This window comes from Haliscomenobacter sp. (genome assembly GCF_040403615.1).
Lineage (GTDB): Bacteria > Bacteroidota > Bacteroidia > Chitinophagales > Saprospiraceae > Haliscomenobacter.
Genome location: NZ_JBBAKG010000093.1, coordinates 1 through 23,056, shown reverse-complemented (window position 1 = coordinate 23,056; position 23,056 = coordinate 1). Strand labels below are relative to the sequence as shown.

General features: G+C 47.8%; 18 protein-coding genes, 1 tRNA gene, 1 other RNA gene and 1 pseudogene. 14 read left to right on the top strand and 7 right to left on the bottom strand.

What is annotated here, in order from left to right; all coding sequences use genetic code 11:
• Both ABW391_RS22790 and ABW391_RS22785 read left to right on the top strand, forming a co-directional pair.
• Positions 1-546, top strand: a 546-nt coding sequence (locus tag ABW391_RS22790; protein ID WP_353484201.1) for a XisH family protein, incomplete at its 5' end; no start/stop codon positions are given.
• Positions 531-872, top strand: coding sequence for a XisI protein (locus ABW391_RS22785; protein WP_353484200.1), 342 nt, complete (start codon positions 531-533; stop codon positions 870-872). The genes ABW391_RS22790 and ABW391_RS22785, both read left to right, overlap by 16 nt.
• A gap of 18 nt (positions 873-890) precedes the next feature.
• Here ABW391_RS22785 and ABW391_RS22780 read toward each other — a convergent pair whose 3' ends face one another.
• The 4 genes from ABW391_RS22780 to ABW391_RS22765 all read right to left on the bottom strand — a co-directional run bounded on the left by ABW391_RS22780 (position 891) and on the right by ABW391_RS22765 (position 5,789).
• Positions 891-1,586: a LytR/AlgR family response regulator transcription factor gene (locus ABW391_RS22780; RefSeq protein WP_353484199.1), complete on the bottom strand. Its 696-nt coding sequence runs from the start codon at positions 1,584-1,586 to the stop codon at positions 891-893.
• 6 nt (positions 1,587-1,592) lie between these two features.
• Complete coding sequence (locus tag ABW391_RS22775; protein WP_353484198.1) at positions 1,593-3,095, bottom strand: sensor histidine kinase; 1,503 nt, start codon at positions 3,093-3,095, stop codon at positions 1,593-1,595.
• 102 nt (positions 3,096-3,197) lie between these two features.
• On the bottom strand, positions 3,198-4,649 hold the full coding sequence (locus ABW391_RS22770) for a DUF5723 family protein (protein ID WP_353484197.1): 1,452 nt from the start codon (positions 4,647-4,649) through the stop codon (positions 3,198-3,200).
• 156 nt (positions 4,650-4,805) lie between these two features.
• Positions 4,806-5,789 (bottom strand): SPFH domain-containing protein, encoded by a 984-nt coding sequence (locus tag ABW391_RS22765; RefSeq protein WP_353484196.1) that lies wholly within the window; start codon positions 5,787-5,789, stop codon positions 4,806-4,808.
• Between the two features lie 262 nt (positions 5,790-6,051).
• On the opposite strand from ABW391_RS22765, the gene ABW391_RS22760 reads away from it, so the two are divergent.
• From ABW391_RS22760 to ABW391_RS22735, 6 genes are all read left to right on the top strand, one after another.
• Positions 6,052-7,779 carry an IlvD/Edd family dehydratase gene (locus tag ABW391_RS22760; protein ID WP_353484195.1) on the top strand — a complete coding sequence of 576 codons (1,728 nt, stop codon included), beginning with the start codon at positions 6,052-6,054 and terminating at the stop codon, positions 7,777-7,779.
• Between the two features lie 148 nt (positions 7,780-7,927).
• Positions 7,928-8,686 (top strand): SDR family NAD(P)-dependent oxidoreductase, encoded by a 759-nt coding sequence (locus tag ABW391_RS22755; RefSeq protein WP_353484194.1) that lies wholly within the window; start codon positions 7,928-7,930, stop codon positions 8,684-8,686.
• Positions 8,687-9,093: 407 nt separating this feature from the next.
• Complete coding sequence (locus ABW391_RS22750; RefSeq protein ID WP_353484193.1) at positions 9,094-9,795, top strand: HAD family hydrolase; 702 nt, start codon at positions 9,094-9,096, stop codon at positions 9,793-9,795.
• 128 nt (positions 9,796-9,923) lie between these two features.
• Positions 9,924-9,997, top strand: a tRNA-Lys gene (locus ABW391_RS22745).
• A gap of 172 nt (positions 9,998-10,169) precedes the next feature.
• A complete protein-coding gene (locus ABW391_RS22740; protein ID WP_353484192.1) occupies positions 10,170-10,643 on the top strand; it encodes a GNAT family N-acetyltransferase in 474 nt (157 codons plus the stop codon).
• Positions 10,636-11,184 (top strand): hypothetical protein, encoded by a 549-nt coding sequence (locus ABW391_RS22735; RefSeq protein WP_353484191.1) that lies wholly within the window; start codon positions 10,636-10,638, stop codon positions 11,182-11,184. The genes ABW391_RS22740 and ABW391_RS22735 overlap by 8 nt, the downstream gene beginning before the upstream one ends.
• A gap of 474 nt (positions 11,185-11,658) precedes the next feature.
• Here ABW391_RS22735 and ABW391_RS22730 read toward each other — a convergent pair whose 3' ends face one another.
• Positions 11,659-12,534 (bottom strand): AraC family transcriptional regulator, encoded by an 876-nt coding sequence (locus tag ABW391_RS22730; RefSeq protein ID WP_353484190.1) that lies wholly within the window; start codon positions 12,532-12,534, stop codon positions 11,659-11,661.
• A gap of 130 nt (positions 12,535-12,664) precedes the next feature.
• Between ABW391_RS22730 and ABW391_RS22725 the strand changes: the two genes are divergently transcribed.
• The 4 genes and pseudogenes from ABW391_RS22725 to ABW391_RS22710 all read left to right on the top strand — a co-directional run bounded on the left by ABW391_RS22725 (position 12,665) and on the right by ABW391_RS22710 (position 19,362).
• Entirely contained in the window at positions 12,665-13,489 is an 825-nt protein-coding gene (locus ABW391_RS22725; RefSeq protein WP_353484189.1) for a sugar phosphate isomerase/epimerase family protein, read from the top strand.
• Positions 13,490-13,592: 103 nt separating this feature from the next.
• Positions 13,593-14,714: a Gfo/Idh/MocA family protein gene (locus ABW391_RS22720; protein ID WP_353484188.1), complete on the top strand. Its 1,122-nt coding sequence runs from the start codon at positions 13,593-13,595 to the stop codon at positions 14,712-14,714.
• A gap of 39 nt (positions 14,715-14,753) precedes the next feature.
• Entirely contained in the window at positions 14,754-18,434 is a 3,681-nt protein-coding gene (locus ABW391_RS22715) for a PVC-type heme-binding CxxCH protein (RefSeq protein WP_353484187.1), read from the top strand.
• Positions 18,435-18,783: 349 nt separating this feature from the next.
• Positions 18,784-19,362: pseudogene (locus ABW391_RS22710) on the top strand (YdeI/OmpD-associated family protein).
• Between the two features lie 57 nt (positions 19,363-19,419).
• Here ABW391_RS22710 and ABW391_RS22705 read toward each other — a convergent pair.
• Together ABW391_RS22705 and ABW391_RS22700 are read right to left on the bottom strand one after the other, a co-directional pair.
• Entirely contained in the window at positions 19,420-19,665 is a 246-nt protein-coding gene (locus ABW391_RS22705) for a hypothetical protein (protein ID WP_353484186.1), read from the bottom strand.
• The gene (locus tag ABW391_RS22700) at positions 19,649-20,854 is read right to left on the bottom strand and encodes an NAD(P)-dependent oxidoreductase (RefSeq protein ID WP_353484185.1); all 1,206 of its coding nucleotides are present in this window, start codon (positions 20,852-20,854) and stop codon (positions 19,649-19,651) included. The genes ABW391_RS22705 and ABW391_RS22700 overlap by 17 nt, the downstream gene beginning before the upstream one ends.
• A 195-nt stretch (positions 20,855-21,049) precedes the next feature.
• Here ABW391_RS22700 and ABW391_RS22695 point away from each other — a divergent pair, with 195 nt between their 5' ends.
• The gene (locus tag ABW391_RS22695; RefSeq protein ID WP_353484184.1) at positions 21,050-22,285 is read left to right on the top strand and encodes a hypothetical protein; all 1,236 of its coding nucleotides are present in this window, start codon (positions 21,050-21,052) and stop codon (positions 22,283-22,285) included.
• A gap of 346 nt (positions 22,286-22,631) precedes the next feature.
• Positions 22,632-23,021, top strand: a transfer-messenger RNA (tmRNA) gene (gene ssrA / locus ABW391_RS22690).
• The last annotated feature ends 35 nt before the right edge of the window (positions 23,022-23,056 follow it).

Below are 23,056 nucleotides of genomic sequence, written 5' to 3'. Positions count from 1 at the left end.
GTTGTGCATCGCAAGTTAAGTGTTACCTCTATAATTTCCAAATTCAATCAAATTACATTATTGGATAATTTAAAAGCACACCTTATTTTTGAGCTTTTTCCAACTAAATTTGTTTATTTTTGCACTATGGCGGCTAAGGATAAATTTCATCAGGAGCCCAGAGCGTCTTTAGAAAAAGACGGATGGATCATCACCCACGATCCATACATCCTTGCAATGTCTGAAACCAATTATGAGGTTGATTTAGGAGCCGAAAAAGTAATTGCGGCTGAGAAAGAAGGAACCAAAATTGCAATTGAACTGAAAAGCTTTCTTGGCGAAAGCTTAGCATATGATTTTCATGAAGCTTTTGGGCAGTTTTTGGAATACCGAATTGGAATTGAAATCCAAGAACCTGATCGAGTCATTTACTTGGCAATGACTGGAACAAAGTATGAAAAATTAATGAAACTTACTTTGCCGACAAAGGCAATTGAACGATACAAGGTTAGTTTATTGATTTTCGATCCTGAACAAAAAACAATACTCCAATGGATCAAAAAATAACACACTATCAGCAGATTCTAAAGCAACTGCTTTCCTATTATGCAGAACGATTCAATCAAAGTGCAAATGGAGTTTCTGCTCAGACCATAATTGACCTGGAGCAAAATCACTTTCAATTGTTGCGTTTGGGGTGGAATAACCATAGGTACACTTTCTCTGTCGTCTTTCATTTTGACATTAAAGATGGAAAAATCTGGTTGCAAGAAAACCGAACGGATATACTCATTGCAAAAGAATTGGTAAGCATGGGCGTTCCAGCTCAGGATATTGTGCTGGGTTTACAAGCACCAGAAGACCGCATGTATACAGAATATGCAGCTGCATGATTGTGAAAAAAGCACTTGTCACGGATTCAACCGCTCCTTTATCAAACCAATACTGTCTTCAAAAGATGCGCCAATCGGGATTTCAGTCCCATTGACCCATACCTGTTGGCGGGCAATTTTTTCTACGTGTTGGACACCCACGATAAAAGAACGGTGAATCCTTACAAAATCCTGTTCAGGTAAGTTTTGCAGTGCTTCAGGTACATTTTGACGGCACATCAACTTGCGTTCTTTGAGCACATAGGTCATGTAATTTCCAGCAGCTTCCACGTATAAAATGTCTTTCAAAAAGACTTTCTCTTCTTCGTAGCCCGTCTTCAAAAAAATGAATTCCGGTGGTGTTTCCGCCCCATTGCGGTTTTTCATTTCCAGCGCCTTGTTGCAAGCCTTGGTGAAACGCGCCAGGGAAAACGGTTTCAGCAGATAATCCACGGCATCCAAGTCAAAGCCCTGTACTGCGTATTCGCTGTAGGCCGTAGTGAAAACCACCAGTGGGCCATTTTTCAAAATCTGCGCAAATTCAATCCCGGAAATATCCGGCATTTTGATGTCGAGAAACAGCAGGTCTACCTTGTGCTCGCGCAAATAAGGCAAGGCTTCAAACGCATCGATAAAACTCGCTTGCAGGTCAACGAAGGGCACTTTGGCCGCGTGCATTTGCACCACTTCCAGGGCTTTGGGTTCGTCATCGATGGCTATGGCAGATAGTTTCATGTTTGCTTAAACAATGGTCAAGATTAAAGATACAAAATAATCGTGTTCGGACACCTGAATGCTCAGCTCATGCTTGTCTGGATACAACAAATCCAGGCGCTTGCGCACATTGTCCAGCCCGATGCCGTGGCTGTCTTTTTCGGGGTCGAGTTCGTTTTCCGCTTTGGGATGGTAACTGTTGTGCACCTTGAAAAAAATATGCTCGGGATCGTGGGTAAGGGTGATGTAAATCCAGGAAGGGTTTCTAAAACTGATGCCGTGCTTGAACGCATTTTCCACAAAAGGATTGAGCAACATGGGGGCAATGAATACGTCCCGATCGGGGTTTTGTAGATTGATCTTCAGTTCTATTTGCTGATTCTCATCCAGCCGCAATTCCTGGATACTGATCAGGTTGTGCAGGTATTCGATTTCTTTGGACAGCGGAATGCGGTTTTGGTGGTTTTCGTGCAGCATGAAGCGCATCATATCGCCCAGTTTCTGGATGCCATCGGCGGTTTTTTCACTGTTTTCCTTCATTGCAATGGCATAGAGGGTATTGAGCGCATTGAACAAAAAATGCGGGTTGATCTGCGCACGGAGGGCACCGAGTTCGGCGGAAGATTGAGTGACTTCGGTGAGGAAAGTTCGTTTTTCACCAATAAAAATAGACCTCAAATAGGCGCTGCCAATACCCAGGGCATGAATAGCAATTAAGGGTAAAAGCAAACTCCTACCCAAGCTACTTTGAGGCAGAGAGCCCAGGAAAAGAAAGATAAAAATAGGCACAACCAGCAGCTCCGCAAATCGAAACCGATTGTCGCCTGCAAAACTTCCTTCGATAATGGGGATACAACGATAAAACCAGTGCAGGTGCAGCAGAAGGATCGGAACGATCCAATGGCGCAGTTGAGCAATCCGGTTTTCGCTATAATCATTGTTGGTGATGACGATGTAACTTAATTTTGCAACGTACCACAACATGAACAAAACGCAGGAAAAAAGGATGAATTCGGCCAGGGTTTTGAGCACGAGACTCCGGTTTTCTTTAGCGCGATCAACCAAAAAATAATACAATTCCGCCACTGCTTCATAGGCTAAAATAACCATGAATAGCTTTAAACTGTCCTGTACCAAATGCAAGGCACTAAAATAAGAATTGGCATTTGGGCCATCTTCGCCATCGTTTTGATAGAGTTCAATGTTGAAATACCCATAGGCCGCCGCCGCTCCGAAAACAAAAATGAGCGCAATGATGCTGGCTAAAATGGCTACCACCCCAAAGCGCTGACGCACTACCGCAGGAGTAACATAATGATGGATGATCAATCCGCCCAATAAGCCTCCCAACCACAATAAGGCAGTGGGCAGGACAGTATTTTTTAGAAAATCATACTGACCGTCAAAGCAGTTGAAACACTCTCCTTGCGCATCTTCGAAGGATTGGTAAGCATTCACCAGCATGCCTCCTGCCAGCAACAAACTCAGCAAAAGCCCCAATCCCCAGTTTCTTTTTTCTAATGCCTCCATCGTTTTTTTTCGTAAAAGTAGAGAATGACCCTAAAGTTGGATAGAAATGGGTTGAATTCGACTTTTCAAGGGATAAAAAGTGATCCTGGCTAAAGAATCTCTCTAGAATGAATAGCAATCCATGCCCTTGCCTCTTTTTCCCTTGCCCCCTTTGGCATTGTCGCCTGTTGACATATTCTTTGGCCAGGGGCTGAGCTTGATGGCGGCATAGAACCCAGCTTCGGAAAGCTTGCCCCGCACCATCCAGGGGATCAGGTTGTCGGTACCAATGGTCAGAAAAGCTAGACGTATCGCCGCACCAACCCTGATGAGTTGCCATCGATAGACAGTTAATGGAGCGTAGGCTCCAATCCAGTTGTTTTCCCATCCAGGAACAATGGAGGCATAACTCGCTTTGTGCAATTGGTTGCCCTTGAGCGGCAAGGATTGCTGCACCACAAAAAACATGCGCCATCCTGAATCTTTATACAGTCCACCATGCACCACCAGATGCGCCGGAAGCCCCATGGTAAAAGAGGAGTCGACCAGGGAAGTACGTGGATCGCCACTGAGTAAATTACTTAAATTGGCGGCTTTGTTGGTCACGTCTGCGGCGTCCGTCCAGTTGGTATAAGGTGCAGTATTGAAAATCAAGGTGGAATCATTGCTAAAATGGTGCATTTGCCCATTGTTGCGGAAAACGATATTCCCCAAATCGTTGAGAGACACCCCCACATTGCAATTCCAGCGCTCGCCTCGGTAGGAATAGATGGCGCCGATGTCCAGTCCAAGCCCGCTGCCCTGAATTTTGGCTTCGTAAGGCGTATTGGCATTTGCCCCCAGGTTGCCAGTGGTAAACATCAGGGTGGCTTCGCCAGAACTGACTTCAAAACTGTCTGGACGGATTTGTTGGTAACTGAAGGTTTTATTGAACACTGAAAGGGCCTCGTAACCTTGCAGATAACGCAGATTGACCCCCAAAATCAAGGAACGGTCATCGCCCGACGAGATGGCATAATCGTAGTGCAGCCCCAATTCACGCCAGGCCATGCTGCTGAAGTGAGATGGAGTCATGTTGACTTTGCCGCGATTGGTATTGTACGTGTAATAGCCCAAATCGGAAGGGAAAGTGGTCTCGGTCTCCAGGCGCAGCCGCGTGGTGAACCCAATACCGTGTTGGCCAAAGCGAAGTAAAAAAGAAGGCCCTAAAACCGTTGCGCAAACATTCCCATAAAAGGAATTTTTGCGGGTATAATAATCCACCACCAGGCTATTGGCACCAGGATTCTGGTCATTGCCCAGGTCGGGTCTGCTGTATAGGTTTTGAACGCTGTTGTATCGATTGAATTCTCCCGCTTTGGATTTTTCAAAAAAAGCATAATTGTTGCTAATGGAATTGACCGTCTCTACCAGATTGATGTCCCATTTTTTGGGGTACAATCCACCGAGGGCAGGGTTGAGAATGGTGCAGTTGATGCCGCTGAATTGCTGCAAACGCAAGCCCAGCGCTTCTTGAGCCATTCCGGTTTGGGTGAAAACGGCCAAAAACAAAATCAATACTTTCAGGACCTTCATGCTGGTTTTTCAATTTGATTTGAGAGAAACACTTGAACGATCAATCCTGGGGTTTTCTTTTCAAAAAAAGGAGTAATAAATAAATGGCTGACCGACATACGCAGGGTATTGCCAATCAGCCATTTTTAACGGTATTTGCTTAACTAATCCCGTGCCTTACTTCGCCTCATTGGGATTGTTTAGCACAATTTCTTGTTTGGGCTGTTCCAGCACTTTCACGTTGGCGTTCTTTGGATTTCTGATTTTCATTTGTTCGGCCAATTCCTGCGTACTTACGAAGGAAGTGATCATTTGAGTCAGCATATCGCTGGCCGCCGTGGGGGCATTGGGCAACAAAATCAGGTTGCTGTTGCTGTGCTGACCAATTTGCTGGAGGGTATCGTAGTGTTGGGTCACCAGGATCAACGCGGATGCCTCCTGGGAATTGATGCCGACCTTGTTGAGCAAGTCAACCGATTCTTCCAAACCTCTGGCGATCTCGCGCCGCTGATCGGCAATACCCTGACCTTGCAGGCGCTTGGATTCTGCCTCCGCTTTGGCACGCGCCACAATGCGGATGCGTTCGGATTCCGCTTCGTATTCCGCCGATAGCTTTTGGCGTTCAGCGGCATTGATGTGGTTCATCGCGTTTTTAACCGCCTGATCGGGGTCAATGTCGGTAACCAGTGCCTTGATGATGCCGTAGCCGTATTCATTCATGGCATCTTCCAGTTCTCGGCGGATGGCCATGGCGATGTCGTCTTTGCGTTCAAACACATCGTCAAGGCGCATTTTGGGTACTTCAGAGCGCACCGTATCAAACACATATGCGGTAATTTGCTCGGTTGGATTCTGGAGTTTGTAGAAGGCTTCGTAAATGCTCTCGTCCAGTACCTTGAACTGTACAGAGACTTTCAAGCGGAGGAAAACGTTGTCTTTGGTTTTGGTCTCCACAACGACGTCCAATTGCTGGATTTTCAGGTTGATGCGGCCCGCGGTTTTGTCGATGATAGGGATTTTGAACTGCAGGCCCGCCGTTCTGACGCTGTGAAATTTGCCCAATCGTTCGATCATGTAGGCGGTTTGCTGTCTTACGGTAAAAATACCGGAGAATAAGACAAACGCAACGAATAAAAGCAGGACTATGAAAGAGATTCCCATATGGTTTGTGATTTTTAGATGGCGATGAAACACTTATTTTTGCCCTACTACTTAGGCGGCATGAAGTTAGGAAAAATTGAGGGACTTTCATGGTTTGTGGCTTAGTTATTTGATATCATCGGCCACAAATATGCCTACAACTGTACGTACTGCCAATTAATATCGATGAGCGTCGTAGTTTTCCCCAATTTTCTGGGTTATTTTTTCGTCCGATCGCCGTTCCGCAACTATCTTTATTGCCAAACTTGATCGGAACTTAGACATGAGCAAACAAGAAGACACACAAGAACAGGCCCTCCGCAGCCAAGGCTGGTTTGGCAAAAAGGGCAAAGACGGCTTTATTTACCGCGCCTGGATGAAAAACCAGGGCATTCCTGACCATGAATTTCGAGGCAAACCCGTCATCGGCATTTGCAATACCTGGTCGGAATTCACGCCTTGCAATGCCCATTTTCGCGAATTGGCGGAATCCGTCAAACATGGAATTTACGAAGCAGGCGGTTTTCCGGTAGAGTTCCCGGTAATGTCGCTGGGCGAAACCCTGATCAAACCCACCGCCATGCTGTACCGCAATCTGGTGAGTATGGACGTAGAAGAATCCATTCGCGCCAACCCGATGGATGCGGTAGTCTTGCTTTGCGGTTGTGACAAAACCACCCCCTCCCTGGTCATGGGCGCTTGCAGCGTAAACATCCCGACGATTGTAGTATCAGGAGGCCCTATGCTCACGGGCAAATACCGCGGCAAAGACATTGGCACCTCCGATGTATGGCGCTTCAACGAAGCCTATAAGACCGGACAAATGAGCGCCGATGAGTTTCGCGAAGCGGAAGCCTGCATGGGCCGCAGCCGTGGCCACTGTGCAGTGATGGGTACTGCATCCACTATGGCCTGTATGGTGGAAGCCCTGGGCTTGTCTTTGCCCGGCAATGCGGCCATCCCCGCTTCTGATTCCCGCCGCAAGGTGCTGGCGCACTATTCAGGCATGCGCATCGTAGAGATGGTACGCGAAAACCTGCGCCTGTCCGACATCCTCACCCGCGAGGCTTTTGAAAACGCCATCAAGGTCAATGCTGCCATTGGCGGCTCTACCAACGCCGTGATCCACCTGCTCGCCATGGCTGGGCGCATTGGGGTTGATTTAGACCTCAACGATTTTGACGTGTATTCCCGTGGCGTGCCACTGCTGGCCAATTTGCAGCCTTCTGGCGCCTTTTTTATGGAGGATTTCTACTATGCAGGAGGCCTGCCTGCCTTGATGAAAGAAATGGGCGACCTGCTGCATCCCGCCATCACTGTCAATGGCCGACCCATTACGGACAACGCCCTGGAATTTGAAAACTACAATAAAGAAGTGATTGGTGATCTGGAAAAACCCATCAACCCCATGGCGGGTATCGTAGTGGTCAAAGGCAACCTGGCCGAAAATGGTGCCGTAATCAAGGCTTCTGCCGCCTCACCGGAATTGCTCAAGCACCGGGGTAGGGCAGTGGTGTTTGAAGACATTGAAGATTACCACGCCCGGGTGGACGATCCCAACCTGAACATCGACGAAAGTTGCATCATGGTGCTCAAATCGGTGGGCCCCAAAGGGTATCCGGGCATGCCGGAAGTGGGCAATATGGCGCTGCCAACCAAGCTGCTTGAAAAAGGGGTAAAAGACATGGTGCGCATCTCTGATGGTCGTATGAGTGGTACCGGTTTTGGCACGGTGGTATTGCACGTTTCTCCCGAATCGGCAGCAGGCGGTACGCTTGCCCTCGTGCAAAACGGCGACTTCATCGAATTGGATGTGGAAAACCGCAGCCTCAACCTTGAGGTCTCTCCCGAAGAACTGGCCAAACGCCGCGCCGAATGGCAAGCGCCTACTTTTGAATCACGGGGCTATGTGCACCTGTACCAACACCACGTCACCCAATCGCACCTGGGCGCAGATTTGGATTTTTTGAAAGGCGGCTCAGGAAGCTCGGTTACCCGGGATTCGCATTAAAGATAGTTTAGGGTTGACGGCGCTTCGGCTTCGCTCAGCGACCTTCAGGCTGACGGTCGCTGAGCGAAGCCGAAGCGCCGTAAGCCTGAAGGTCGCTGAGTAAAGCCGAAGCGCCGTCAACCCTAAATACCTAAAACCCAACTAAAGCATGACCTTCACAGAAAAAGTTGCCGTGGTAACCGGAGCCGGGCAAGGCATCGGATACGAAATTTGTCGCCAACTCGCTTTGCGGGGAGCCGCAGTTTTGCTCAACGACCGCGACCCCGAATTGGCCGAGTGCGCTGCCGAAGAAATCCGCTGGGAAGGAGGCAATTGCCTGGCCTTCCCCGGGGATGTCAGTCAAATCGATACCATCGAAGCCATGGTGCAAACCTGCGTCAAGGAATTTGGCCGATTGGACATCGCCATTGCCAACGCGGGTATCACCCACTTCGGCGACTTCTGGGCGTTTCAGCCCGAGCAATTCGAGGAGGTAATGGGCCTCAACATGCGGGGCACTTTCTTCCTGGCCCAAATTGCGGCCAAGCAAATGCGGGCACAGGGTACAGGAGGGAGCTTGTTGTTGATGTCGTCGGTGGTGGGTACGCAGGCCCACAAGAACCTGGGGGCCTACGCCATGACCAAAGGGGGCATCCAGATCCTGGCCAAAAACCTGGTGGTAGAGCTTTCGCCTTACGGCATCACCTGCAATGCCATCGGCCCCGGAGCAACTACCACGGAACGAACCTTGCATGATCCTGATTATGACCGGGTTTGGTCGGGCATCACCCCGATGGGTCGCCCGGCTAGTCCAATCGATATTGCGGAAGCAGCGCTGTTTTTGGTGTCTCCACAGGCACGGCACGTTACCGGTCAGACTTTGATCGTGGATGGAGGCTGGACGGCGGTGAGCGTGCAACCGGAGTAGAGGAGAGGAGTTTTTTTCCGCGACACTTTTAACCGCAGTAAAGGAGTTGACGCGGAGTTCCACGGAGTTTTTGAACCGCAAGCGGAGTTGATACTGAGTTTCGAGGAGTATAAATCACCTGCGGTGATAGAGAGTATACAAGTAGGAAGCTATGCACAAACTGTTCCTGAAGTATACAGCACAATTTTGATAGCACCCAAACTCCCGCCACCGCAGGTGGCTAAACTCCAAAATACTCAAAAAAAAACTCCGCGAAACTCCGCGTCAACTCCGTTCATCTGCGGTTAATCGTGTCGCGGAAAGATGTCACGGAAAAATATCGCGGAAAGATGTCGCGGAAAAAATATCGCGGAAAGAATATCTCGCTTTAAAATCAAAACTCCAGCAAATTCAAACTTTCAATCCACATGACCCTTATCCTCTTCGACGTAGACGGCACCCTCATCTATTCTGAGCACCGCGACTCCCGCTGCTTCGCCCAGACCTACACCGACCTCTACGGCAAGCCTTTTCCCACCATCGACTGGAGGCAATACCCCCATGTAAGCGACACGACCATCTTTGAAAAAGTCATCGCCGATCATTTTGCGCGGCCAGTAGATCCATCAGAGGTCGTCACCTTCAAACAGCTCTACGGCGAACGACTGCGTACATTGCGCGCCCAAAACCCCGAACACTACCAGGAAGTACCCGGCGCTGCACGAGCCGTTGCACAGCTCCTCGAACACCCCGCCTACGCAGTAGCCGTAGCCACCGGAGGCTGGAAACAATCGGCAGAAATCAAAATGCAACACGTGGGCATTCCCAGCCAGCACTTTTGGGTGAGCGGCGCCGACGACAAGTACACCCGCGAAGAAATCCTCAATGAGGCCATCGAAGTGGTAAAAAACCGAGCGCCTGCCCTACAACGCGTGGTGTACATCGGCGATGCGGTATGGGATGTACACACCACCCGCAACCTCAATCTCGACTTTGTCGGCATCCGCCATGCCCACGATCACGAAGTGCTACTCAATTTGGGCGCCACCCAGGTGATCAGCAATTTCCTGGATTTTGAGCTGTTTATCAAGGCGATAGCGCAAGCTGTGCCTCCTCAACCCCTTACCTAGCTGGATTATTTTTATCTTTTGCGAAAAAAAAGAAACCTTTTTCTTGGAAGATCGGTTCATCTGGGCGTATATTTGCAACGCTTTAGAAAAAAGGGCGTTTTTCTAGCCAAAACGTTTCTTCAAAAGCCGATCTCGTAGCTCAGCTGGCTAGAGCACTTGACTTTTAATCAGGGGGTCCTGGGTTCGAGTCCCAGCGGGATCACATCTTTAAAAAAAGCCATAATTGGACGGTAACGTTTGATTGTGGCTTTTTTGTTTTTTGTCTCAATACCTGCCGAATCCAAAAAACCAACAATGAGTAACCAAACAATCACATGAGTTTATTGATTTTATAAACTTTTTTGCGTATCTTCGCAAAAGTAGAATACAAGTTTATGGAGCTAAAGCACAATCCCTCTGGTAAATCATTAGAAGCTGCAATCTCGGAAGTTGTCAGTAAAGACTATAGCGACATTAAAAAAGATTCCGGTTTTTCATTTGACTGGGAAACTGAAAAAGAACACGAAGTGTACAAGATTTACTTGTTGTCGGATGAGAAAACGATACTCGGCTTGATGTCTTTGATTGATATTCCTGAAGAATATAGAATACATTTGAATCTACTGGAAGTGTCCAAGCCTCATCGTGGCAAGGACAAAACGATAGACTTTATTGCCGGATGTCTGATTGCGTTTGCGGCAGAGCTAGCAATAAAAAGAGGGTATTATGGATTTGTATCGCTTGAACCCAAAACCCTCTTGATCGATCACTATCAGTCCAACTATGGATTTAGGCAATATGGCCGCTATTTGGGCATAGAAGGACCTACTTCACAAACTTTAATCAACAAATATCTTGAAGATGAGTAAGCTAAAGGAACCAACATACGAGGATTTGAGGAAGGAACTATCGGATGAAGAAATAGCCGAAAGTTTTGTTTTCAGAAGCACGCTAAACGCTGAAGAACGAAAACAAGCTGACGAGGAATTTCGCAAGCTCCGCTTTGAGCGGCTGAAAGAAATGTCCGATGAGCAAATTCTGCAAAGTGAATTGATGCGGATGAAGTTGCTGATAAAAGACTACTTCAATCAGTCAGAGTTTATAACCAGTTATTCCTTTTCAAGCCAGTTGAAGCAATACATTGGCCTTTTGAAAAAAAGCAGTACGGATTTTGCTGCTGATTTAGATATTCATAAGACCAAACTAAGCCGCATCCTGAATGACAAAGAGAGCCCAAACCTGGAATTGATGTATCGATTGGAACACCACAGCAACAACATGATACCTGCTACTTATTGGTACAAGCTTCATTCCAGGAAATTGGAAGAAGACATTAAGCTGGACACCGAAAAACGGGCAGTGGAATCCAGACGGGTAAAAAACAGGTTGGTATTCAGAAAGTCAGCTTAATGAGAATGGCAAAACTGCAACGCTGCGTTGCAGTTTTGTGTTACGATGGCTTATTATCCTGTTTCTAACCTAAAACTGCGACAAGCTGTCGCAGTTTTGACGGAGCATCTTGACACAGCTGCTCTAACTCCTTGGCCTTATCCTTTTTTTAAAAATTCAAAGGAGTTCAACAACCCCAACAGCGATTGAATCCCCTTGGCGACCGTGTTCAACCACTACCGTGGTTGTGGAACCCGCCTAAATCCTCCAACTCCCCGGACGACCGGGGCTATTCTGTATTGAACCGCTCCGCGGTTGGAGCATGAATTTCAAAATGCTACCCGATTTTCTGGGTTCTTTTCTTCATCGTTCCCAAACAATCCAGATTTTAAACCCATCGAATTCGAGGGGTTTAAAAATAAGTCGGAGCAAATAGCCCGATTCATGATCGATCGGCGGGTACCTTGGAAGAAGTGGAAGCCAATAGTCACCTTCTTACCCCCCCACATAAATCTTCTGATACTGCTTCGGGCTTTTCCCCTTCATCGCTTTAAACTGGCTATTGAAATTAGACACCGTATTGAATCCACTTTCATACCCCACCTGAGCAATAGACATTTTCCCCGCCAACAGCAGTTTACAGGCGTGACCAATGCGGATTTCGCGTACAAAATCTGAAAAAGTCTTGTTGGTACGGGTTTTAAAATAGCGGCAAAAGGCGGCTTCACTCATGTTGGCCAGTGCCGCTACGGCAGATAAGCTGATTTTTTCTTTGTAGTGTTTGAGTACGTATTCGTGCACCAGGCGCATGCGTTCCGTTTCCGAAATTTTATGGGTGTTTTCGTAATTGACACTGGCTATGAATTGGTAGTCTGTGCAAGTGGATAGTTTTTGTAAAATGGACAAGAGTTTCAGAACGCCCTCAAAACCACTCAGGGCATCCAATTCGATTAAATCTGCAACGATGTCTGCTTTCAGGCTATGGCTATGGGTCAGGTCCAAGCCCCGCTCGCTGGAGGCAAGCAGCTGTTTGATGACATACATTTCAGGCTTTTCGAAGAAGTCTTTGCCCAGAAAATCTTCGGTAAAATACACCACGATGCCTTGTGTTTGCTGGCTTGAATCCCGCTCAAAATAAGCGCGGTCGCTGCGCCACAGGTGGGGCATATTGGGGGCTAAAAAAACGGTATCCCCGGCTTCAAATTGGCGAATGTCGTCGCCGATAAAGCGGGTGCCACTGCCTTCAATCACGGTGAACAATTGATAATGGGGATGAAAATGCCAATTGGGGTCGAAATAGGGCTCTTTCAGGTTCCGTACCAGGTAGGACTGATTGAGGCTTTCGAGCGACTTCTTGAGCAGTGGTTTCATGTTTATCTACTGAATATTAACAAAAAATCTACCTTGATTAGTAAAAAATATCAAAATACAGTCAAAAATAGTAAAATCACGCCTATTTTAAATTGTCCGTTACGACTAGCTTTGTTTAAACACAGATCGCATGCAAATTGGAATGAATCTTTTGCTCTGGGGTACAGACATTACTCCGGCGCTCTTTCCCGTACTCGATGAAATCAAATCCCTGGGTTTTGCCGGAGTAGAAGTGCCTATTTTCAATTTGAACCCCGCTGATTGGCACATTTGGCGCCAAAAACTGGACGATCTGGGCTTGCAACGCCTCGCGGTGGCCATCAACGGCCCTGATGCCAACCCGCTCAGTGCCGATGCCTCCATGCGCGCACATGCACTCGACAACAACAAAAAAGCCCTGGACTGCGCCGCCGTAATCGGCGCAAAATTGCTGATGGGGCCGATTCACTCGGCTTTGGGGGTATTCACCGGCCAACCTGCTTCCGAAGCCGAATGGCAACGCGGGGTGGCACACATTCGGGCCCTGGCTGAATACGCTGCGACGAAAAACATCACTTTGGGCATCGAATATTTGAACCGCTTTGAAACCTACCTTTTTACTTGCACCGATGACATGCTGCGCTTTGTCAAGGAGGTTGATCATCCGCTTTGCAAGATCATGTTTGACACCTTTCACGCCAATATCGAAGAAAAGGACATCCCCGCCGCCCTGCAAAAATGTGGGGACAAACTCGTTCACGTACAACTATCCGAAAACGACCGGAGCACCGTCGGCAAGGGCCATGTTGATTTTGAAAAAATCATCGCCACCTTGAAATCGATGGACTACCAAGGTATGCTGAGCATTGAAGCCTTCAGCATGAAATTGGCGGCGGCAAACATCTGGCGCCCCATGTTTGAATCCGAAACCCAATTGATGCGAGACAGCATCAACTACCTTAAAAAATTACTCTAAACACGAATGGGTTTACGTTTTTTCGATTAGGTTTACTAAACTTTCAAAGTTTAGTAAACCTAATCGAAAAACCTAAATTCATATCCTATAACACCTGCACAGCATGAAAAAAATAAACATCGCAATCGTTGGCCTAGGCTTTGGGGCCGAATTTATCCCCATTTACCAGCGCCACCCTCATGCCAATATGTATGCCATTTGCCAACGCAATGAAACCAACCTGAACAATATTGGCGATGCATTCAACATTGAAAAACGCTACACTGATTATGATGAACTGCTCAAAGACCCCAACATTGACGCAGTCCACATCAACTCCCCCATCCCCAACCACGCAGAACAAACCCTGAAGGCCCTCAAAGCAGGCAAACACGTGGCCTGTACCGTTCCCATGGCTACCTCGGTGGAGGAGTGTATGGAAATTGTGAAACTGAGCAAGGCCACGGGCAAAAAATACATGATGATGGAAACGGTGGTGTACAGCCGCGAGTTTTTGTTCGTCAAGGAATTGTACGAGAAAGGTGAACTGGGCAAAGTACAGTTCCTCAAAGCCTCGCACCAACAAGACATGGATGGTTGGCCCGATTATTGGCCAGGCTTGCCGCCGATGCATTATGCCACGCATTGTGTAGGCCCGGTGGCAGGTTTGTTGAAATTGGAAGCGGAATACGTTTCTTGTTTTGGTTCGGGTACCATTCGGGAAGAGTTGGCGAAAATCCACAATTCTCCCTTTGCCGTGGAATCCGCCCACATCAAGTTTAAGGACAGCGACTTGAGTGCCTACGTATACCGCTCTTTGTTCGATCTAGCCCGCCAGTACCGCGAAAGTTTTGAAGTGTACGGCACCAAAAAATCGTTTGAGTGGCCGCTCATTGAAGGGGAAGATGCAGTGATTCACACCGCCAAAAAAGAAGAGCATGAAATCCCCGAACGGGTAAAAGTGCCCGATTTTGCCCACTTGTTGCCCGAAGGCATTCAACGTTTTACCACCCAAGGAGTTTACGATGTAGCCGAAAACACCCACCTGAGTTTTACTCAAGGGGCTGGTCACGGCGGCTCGCACCCACATTTGGCGCATGAGTTTTTGATGGCTTTGGTTGAAGACCGCGATCCATTCCCTAATGCCTGGGAATCCGCCAACTGGACTTCGGTGGGTATTCTTGCACACGAATCGGCGATGCAAGGGGGAAAGATTTTGGCTTTGCCTGATTTTAAAAATGCGTAATAAAAATTCTTTCTCAATCTATATCCAAATTGAGCATCAATGAAAAAGCTAATAGTCCTATTTTTACTTTTCTGTGTGTTCAGCGCTTCGGCTCAAAAAGCACGCCGCCTGGAAGTACTCTTCCTTGGCGACAATGGCCATCACCGCCCCATCGAACGAGTGCCGTCGATCATGGCAGCCTTGGGCGATAAAGGCGTCAATTTCACCTACACCGATCAATTGGCAGACCTCAATCTGGCCAACCTCAACAAGTACGACGCCTTGATGATCTACGCCAATTGGGACAGCATTCCTCCGGCCGTAGAAAAGGATGTATTGGCCTACGTGGCCGCAGGAAAAGGCATAATACCCATCCATTGCGCCTCTTACTGTTTTCGCAATTCGAGTGAATACGTCAAGATGGTCGGCGGGCAGTTTTGGCGGCATCGGATGGACACCATTCAAACCACCACGGTGCAACCCGATCATGTGATCATGCAGGGTTTAAAACCTTTTAAAGCGTTTGATGAAACTTACTTGCACAGCAAATTACAGCCAGACAACAACGTTCTGGCCGTGCGCGAAATCAAAGCAGACCAATTCAAGGACAAACCCGATACCAAAACCGAACCTTATACCTGGACGCGCAGCTACGGCAAAGGCCGGGTTTTTTATACCGCCTATGGTCACGATGAAAACACCTGGCAGAACGAAGGTTTCCATGCTCTGATCCTGCGCGGAATCCTCTGGGCAGTTGACGACGACGCCAGAAAAGCACACGCGGCCTTGAAACCCGAACCTTTTGTGTACCGGGAAGCCAAACTGCCAAATTATGAAAAGAGGCCCGGCATTCAATACCGCCAAGATCCCCTTTCGCCCGAAGAAAGTATGAAACACATTCAAGTTCCGGTGGAATTCAATCTGGAGCTTTTTGCTGCCGAACCCAACGTGATGCACCCCATCGCCATTTCCTGGGATGAACGCGGCAGAATGTATGTGCTGATTACCAAAGATTATCCCAACGAGCGGAAGCCCGGAGGGGGCAGTGACTATATCCTCATCTGCGAAGACACCAATAAAGATGGCAAAGCCGATAAATTCACCCGTTTTGCCGAAGGCCTGAGTATCCCTACGGGAATGGTGTTCAGCAATGGCGGTTTGGTCATATCTCAGGCACCCGACATGTTGTTTTTGAAAGATACCGATGGCGACGACAAAGCCGATATGCGCAAGGTTCTTTTTACTGGTTTTGGCACCTTTGATACCCACGCGGGGCCATCTAACTTACATTATGGCTTCGACAACTGGCTCTGGGGCAGTGTGGGTTATTCAGGTTTCAAAGGTCTGGTAGGAAGCAGCAGCGACACCATCCGCTTTGGCCAGGGTTTTTTCCGCTTCCAACCAGATGGCAGCAAGTTGGAATTCGTGACCAGAACTTCCAACAACACCTGGGGACTTGGTTTTAATGAAACCGGCGACGTGTTTGGTTCAACGGCCAATAATGCTCACGGCTGGTACATGGCCATTCCCAACCAGTTTTATCCCTCTACGAATGGGGTCGACAACGGCAGTACCAGTACCGATACCCACAAAGACATGAAAACCATCACACCTAAGGTGCGTCAGGTGGATGTATTTGGGGGATTCACCGCCGCCGCCGGGCACAATGTGTACACCGCCAGGGCTTTTCCGAAAAAATACTGGAACAACATCGCCTTTGTTGCGGAACCAACCGGGCACGTTTTGCACCAGAATGTGCTGGCTAAAAGTGGCACCAATTACAGTGATGTGGAAGGATTCAACCTCCTGGCTGGTGCGGATGAATGGTTTTCCCCCGTATTTGCTGAAGTTGGTCCGGATGGAGCAGTTTGGGTTGCCGATTGGTACAGCTTTATCATTCAGCACAATCCACGTCCTGATGGCTTCAAAATGGGGACTGGGAATGCCTACGAGACCGATTTGCGGGATTATACCCACGGGCGCATTTACCGCGTGAGTTACAAAGAAGCTGCTGCATATCAAGCCCTGGTTTTGTCCAAAGACAAACCGCAGGAACTGTTGGCAGCACTCAAAAATACCAACCTGTTTTGGCGCAGCCATGCCCAAAGGCTTTTGGTAGAAAGGAATCAAAAGGACATTGTACCTGCCCTATTGGCCTTGATCCGCGACAAATCGGTGGATGAAATCGGCATCAATGCCCCGGCCATTCACGCGCTGTGGACTTTGCAAGGATTAAACGCCCTCGAAGGCGAAGCCTTGAACGTGGTGGTGGAAGCCTTGCAACATCCTTGTCCCGGAGTGCGGAAAACGGCAGTACAGATTTTGCCCCGGAATAGAGCAAACATCGATTTACTGCTGAAAAACAAAATCCTGGAAGATCGGGAACCTCTGGTAGCGCTCAATACCCTTTTGGCCATTGGCGAATTGCCCATGAATGAGCAATCAGAATCGCTTGTTCTACAAGCATTAGAAAGCTCAAAAGACCTGAACGACCGCTGGTTGCCCGACGCATACGCGGTTATTCTGGCCAAAAATCAGGGATTGCTGAAAAAAGTATTCACCAAACTACAAGAAAAAGCCGCTGCCAATGCCAAGTCGGTGACCAATGCGGCCGGGCATCACGATCACGCCGCGATGATGGGCAAAACCGAGTCTAAAACTCAGCCTTCGGCCACGCCGACTCAAGCAGATTTGGTCGTAAGCAATATCATTTTTGAACCAAGCAATCCCATGCCCCGGGAGCGGGTTACCATCTCCATTGAAGTGCGCAATCAAGGTGGGGTGGGTGTCCCCAATGGTGTTGTAGTTCCACTCAACATTAGGTTTGCTGGAGGAAAACAGTTGATCGACTTGGTTAGCCTGACCCATACCGAAGGCGTAAAACCCGGGGAGACGGTGACGATCACCAAAGTCAGCAATGGCCCATGGACCGGGAGCATTGTAGTTGCTGGCGAGCAAGCTGGTGAGTATACTTTCACCGTAGCAGTAGATAAGGCGAATACGATTGTGGAAGGCAATGAGACAAACAATGTTTTGGCCAAAAAAATCACCTTCGCCTTGTCACAAAGTATGGAGCAATACGTTTTGGCCAAAGCCATTCGGAGCAATGCTTCGCTGGTTTCAGTTTCGGCGATGATAGATCATTTGAAAAATGCCCAAAAGCTCGATGCGGAAGGCTTTACTACGATCTTAAAAGGGATCAGTGAAGGCTGGGATTACCGGAAAAAAAATGTAAGCGTTGAGGCAGCCGATAAAACCTATTTAAACGCACTTTTGGCCGCAAGTACCGGCTTGAATAAAGACCGCTTAATCCGCCTGATGCAGGCTTGGGACATCCTGAAAAAACAGGAAGAAAATGATCCCTCGGTGCAAACGGTAAAAATTAAAGCGGTTCGGGAAATGTTGCAGTTTGACCAAAAAACGTTTACCGTGAAAGCTGGGAAAACGGTGGAAATTGTCTTTGAAAACCCGGATGCCATGCAGCACAACCTGGTGATTGGTAAGCCCAAATCACTGGAAAAGATAGGCAAAGCGGCGGATAAAATGATTACCGACCCTGATGGAGCGATCAAAAATTATGTTCCAGATTCACCAGAGGTATTGTTTTCGTCGGCCCTGGTCAATCCAGATCAAACGATTCGACTGCGCTTTACCGCACCGGCAAAGGCGGGGCTGTATCCTTACGTATGTACTTTTCCCGGGCATTGGCGGATCATGAATGGGGTGATGAAAGTGGAGTAAGGGGGAACGATTAGGTTCTCGTTTGAGCATGACCGATAAGCCCCGCTAGGGGCGAAATATGGGTAGAAAATGGTGATTCTCGGAGTTTCCCGAGTCCCGTAGGGACGCGATGTGGGTTTAATGCACTTCAATATACCCACATCGCGTCCCTACGGGACTCGGGAAACATCGAGCCATTGTTTTCTACCCATATCGCGCCCCTAGCGGGGCTACCCTTGCCCCAAAAATAATAGTGTGATCGTAGGCAAAGATATCTAGGTCACGCTCCAGATCAATCATTTTTCCCCAGCCACTGACATAGGGTTGTCACTCGCCTCACCTAACTTTGCCCTAAACCAACACCGCAGCCATGCCCGAAAAAGAAATAGAAACGTTTTGCCCGAGCAACCGCCAGGAATGGCGGCAATGGTTACAAGAAAACCACCAGTCCAAACAGTCAGTCTGGCTGATTTATCACAAAAAGAAAACGAACATTCCTTCCGTCACCTGGAGCGAAGTTGTAGATGAAGCTCTCTGCTTCGGCTGGATCGACAGCACGGCCAAACCCATCGATGAGGAAAAGTACATGCAGTTCATCACCCGCAGAAAACCCAAAAGTGTTTGGTCAAAAATCAATAAGGACAAGGTGCAACGCTTGATCGACGAAGATCTGATGATGCCCGCAGGTTATGTCAGCATTGACATTGCCAAAAAAAATGGCTACTGGAGCATTTTGGACGAAGTAGAAGCCTTGATCATCCCGCCCGATTTGGAGATGGGATTTGCAGCTTAGCCGGGCTCAAAAGAGGCCTTTTTAAGCTTGAGCAAATCGGCACAAAAAGCCTTGTTGTATGGGTTGGTCCTGGCCAAACAGGCTGCGACAAGGGAGAAGCGGATTGGGGAGGTTGTTGCGGGGATGGTGGAGATTATGGCGAAAAAAAACAGTTGAAAAACAGGGCAAACAACTTTATACTATTTGCCCTGCCTTGTTTCTGATCAGACCAGTTTATTGAATCCCTGCCTTGGCCCAAATCTCTTCCTCCGTAATGCGGCGGAAAGAAAACTTATAGCCTTCGTAAACAGCAATGCCATAAAACAAAATGTCCATCACACCAAAGGATTCGGCCATTACCGATGAGACAGAACTGAGTGCATTTATCATTCGGTAGGCTTCAAAAAAGGAAGTATTGGCTTCTTTAGCAAAGTAAAATACAATGCCCTGTGACTTGACCTGCTTACTTTCCCTCCACATAACTGCGCAAATAAGTATACCTATTCGTCAGACGCCCTTCTTCAGCAATGGTTGCCCGCTCCAAAATCTCACTTTTTGCCTCAAAAAATGCAGGCAAAATCCGACGGATGAACATCGAACCAAAGGCGGTGGAAGCATCGCGGGGCAGCTCATTGGGCAGGTTGTCGATGGTCATCATGTCGATGCAATGAGACTGGTAGGGCATGCATTCCGTTTCAGAAACGGGATCGTACCCGAACACCGGATCGGCAATGGAAGAAGCCTTCAGCGTAGAAGGAATGGAAGAAATCGGTGCTACATCGCAAGTAATATCGGCAATGACCCGGATGCGAAAATCGGGGCGAGGCATATCGGTGGCACTGAAAAAAGCAGGCGCCCGATTGTCCCAGAAAATGCCGTTGATCAGGATGTCGGCCACCTGAAAATAGGGCTCGAAAATGCTAAGGTATTCTTCGGGGTGTGATCGGAATCGAGCGGTGTCAAAATGGTGCTTGTCTTTTCTGGCTGCATAATCCTGGGAGTGAAGCACGGTAAAAACCGCCTCTTTGAAATCTTCCATCAAAAACTCGATGGGATCCACTTCCCGAATGCCCATATGGCGCAATACAACAGCCGCACCGATGCCTACTCGCCCGCCTCCAGTAAGCACAATTTTGATGGGCGGGAAAACAGTCTTTTTGTACAGATCCATCGCCTCGGCATAGTCGTGGCAATCTTTCATGCGCTTCAGACTGAAGGCTTTTGTGCGTTGTGCGTACGCCCAAAGCGCATTGTGCGCACCCACCATCCCTGCAAATTTTCCAAAAGCAATCAGGCGTTGGCCTTGGGCATCGGTCAGTACTTCGTAATCGATCAGGCGGATGTTTTTGGCCAAAACGGCTTGCAGCAGTTTGCGGTTGTAAGGTTGTGCTTTGATGGTATGGGAAAAGAAAAAGTAAGTTTTGTTGGGCAGCAACATGTTGACAGGCACTTCCTTTACGCCCATCAGTACGTCACAATCTTGCAAATCCTCGGTCAATTCTATCTTGGCTTGCAGGTATTCTTCATCAGCAAAACAGCGCCCAGTGGAGGGTTGCACCACAATTTTTACTGGAAACTCCTTTTGCGCCAATGCGCAATGGTTGGGGTTGAGCGGAACCCGAGCGTCCGGGGGGACTTTGCCTTCCCGGATGATGCCAATTTTTAACATAAACAATCGCTGGTTAGTAACGCAGAAAAATTAACTTCCCGATTTTGGCTTAGGGAGATTATAAATGCAATATTACGTTAAAAAATTGTTACTCGTCTTCTTTGGTCTTCACGAATCGGCTTGTAAATGTATTTTCAACCCTTTAATGGTTTGCTTAAATTGGTTGATCAAAAACCTACAAAAACACAGCCTACTATGTACAAAGTTTGCACCCTGCTTGCCTTATTTGTTGTTGTGATAACTGCTACTGCCCAAACAACAGATGACCAAATCAACATTTACCTGAATTGCCCAAGTTGCGACATTAATTACATCAAAAACGAGATCAATTTTGTCAATTACGCCAATGACCCCTTGCGGGCGCAGGTTCAGATTTTGGTCAGTGCACAATCCACTGGAGCTGGCGGCGCATTGCACCACCTAGAGTTTTTGGGCAAAGAAATATTTGAAGGTGACCAATTTACGCTAGATTTTCAGGCTGAAGCGACCATGACCAGCCTCGAAAGACAACAAGGACTGGTGCGGATTCTTAAATTGGGTCTGGTTCCCTTTGTGGCCCAAACCCCCATGGCCGCTGATCTGAATCTGGCGGTAAAAAAACACGAGCAAAATAGCGCTACAACGCTGGTTAAAAAAGACAAAAAGCTGTTGGATTCCTGGATTTTTGAAGCTTACAGCAGTTTCAACTGGGACAAGGAATCACTGCGCAGCACCCTGGATCTACGCTATGGCTTGTCTGCTGAACACATTACGCCTGAATGGCGCATCCGCATCGAGCCTTCGGCTTATTTTCAGGAGCGGGTGGTTCGCTCCAATGAAGAAGAGATCCACTCTTACCGGCGCCAAAAAGGCTACAATGGCAAAGTGGTCAAAAGCCTGAACCAGCACTGGTCGCTTGGTTTTTTCAACAACATGTATTCCAATACTTACAACAATGTCAAATTAGGGCTTTGGATTGCCCCTGCTGTTGAGTTCAGTGTTCTTCCCTACAAGGATGCGGTAACTCGCGAAATCACCGTAGCTTATCACGTAGGGCGCATGTACAATGAGTACTTTGCCGAGACCATTTTTCTCAAGACCAAGGATAAAATATTCAGCCAGTTTATGGATGTTAACCTGCGCATTCGGCGGCAATGGGGAGATGTCAATGTGTTTATGCAAGGCAGTTGTTTTCTCAACGATTGGTCGCGCAATCACTTGCTACTCAACGGCAGGGTAGGGGTGAGGGTGTTTAAAGGGATGTCGTTCAATGTGGGGGGCAGTTTTAGAATTGTCAACGACCAAATCACCCTGCCAAGAGGCAATACAACGCTGGAAGATGTGCTCTTGGGGCAACGCCAATTGGCCACGGCCTTCGATTCCAACGTCAATTTTGGCCTGCGTTACACCTTTGGCGCTTTGTACAATAATGTGGTCAATACGCGGCTGTAAATTTTTATAGTTTTTTTTTCAGTATAAGTGACTTTTTCATAGAAGTGCTGTCTTAAGAATTGTACAGCACGATGTACGACCAACTACTGACAAACAATCCCAAAGAACAACAACCGATTATAGCTTTTCATAATCCCATGCAACTATTCTCTGCTACGAGCTGGAGAGCAAACTATGAGAAAACATATTCTGGCATTTTGGCCATTTTTTTCATTGCGCAAGCGTCCTGAACTGGAGCTTGCGCAATTTTTTTCTAAAGACTATTGGAACTTTTTATACTTTTGCCAAGTTACTTCAATGGAAAGCAAAGCTTCGGCGATGGTTTCCCACAAGGTTCATTGAAAATGGGGGCGTAATGGTATCGACAGGATTGTCGACTGATTGGTAAGCATGTCGGAGAATGATGGTCCACTCCGTATAAAATGATCATTAACTGTAAATGGCGAATCTAACTACGCCATGGCTGCTTAATTCTAGGAATTAAATAGTCATTGTACGACGGTGCACGGCTCTACGGAGCTTTGGCCTTTGCCTAACCGGCCAGCACCCGTACATCACCAACGCTAGGCTGGGATAATTGAGTGGCCCGCTCAATTGTCTGAGATCATGGGCTGGGTGCAAGACCGGTGCGTTGCTGGACCCATCCTTGTACTAAGACCAAAACAAGTAACTAAACATGTAGAAGGCCAATGAGTGCTTTCTCTGGACGCGAGTTCGACTCTCGCCGCCTCCACGAAGATTTTTTGATTAAAATGGATTTAAAGTGTATTC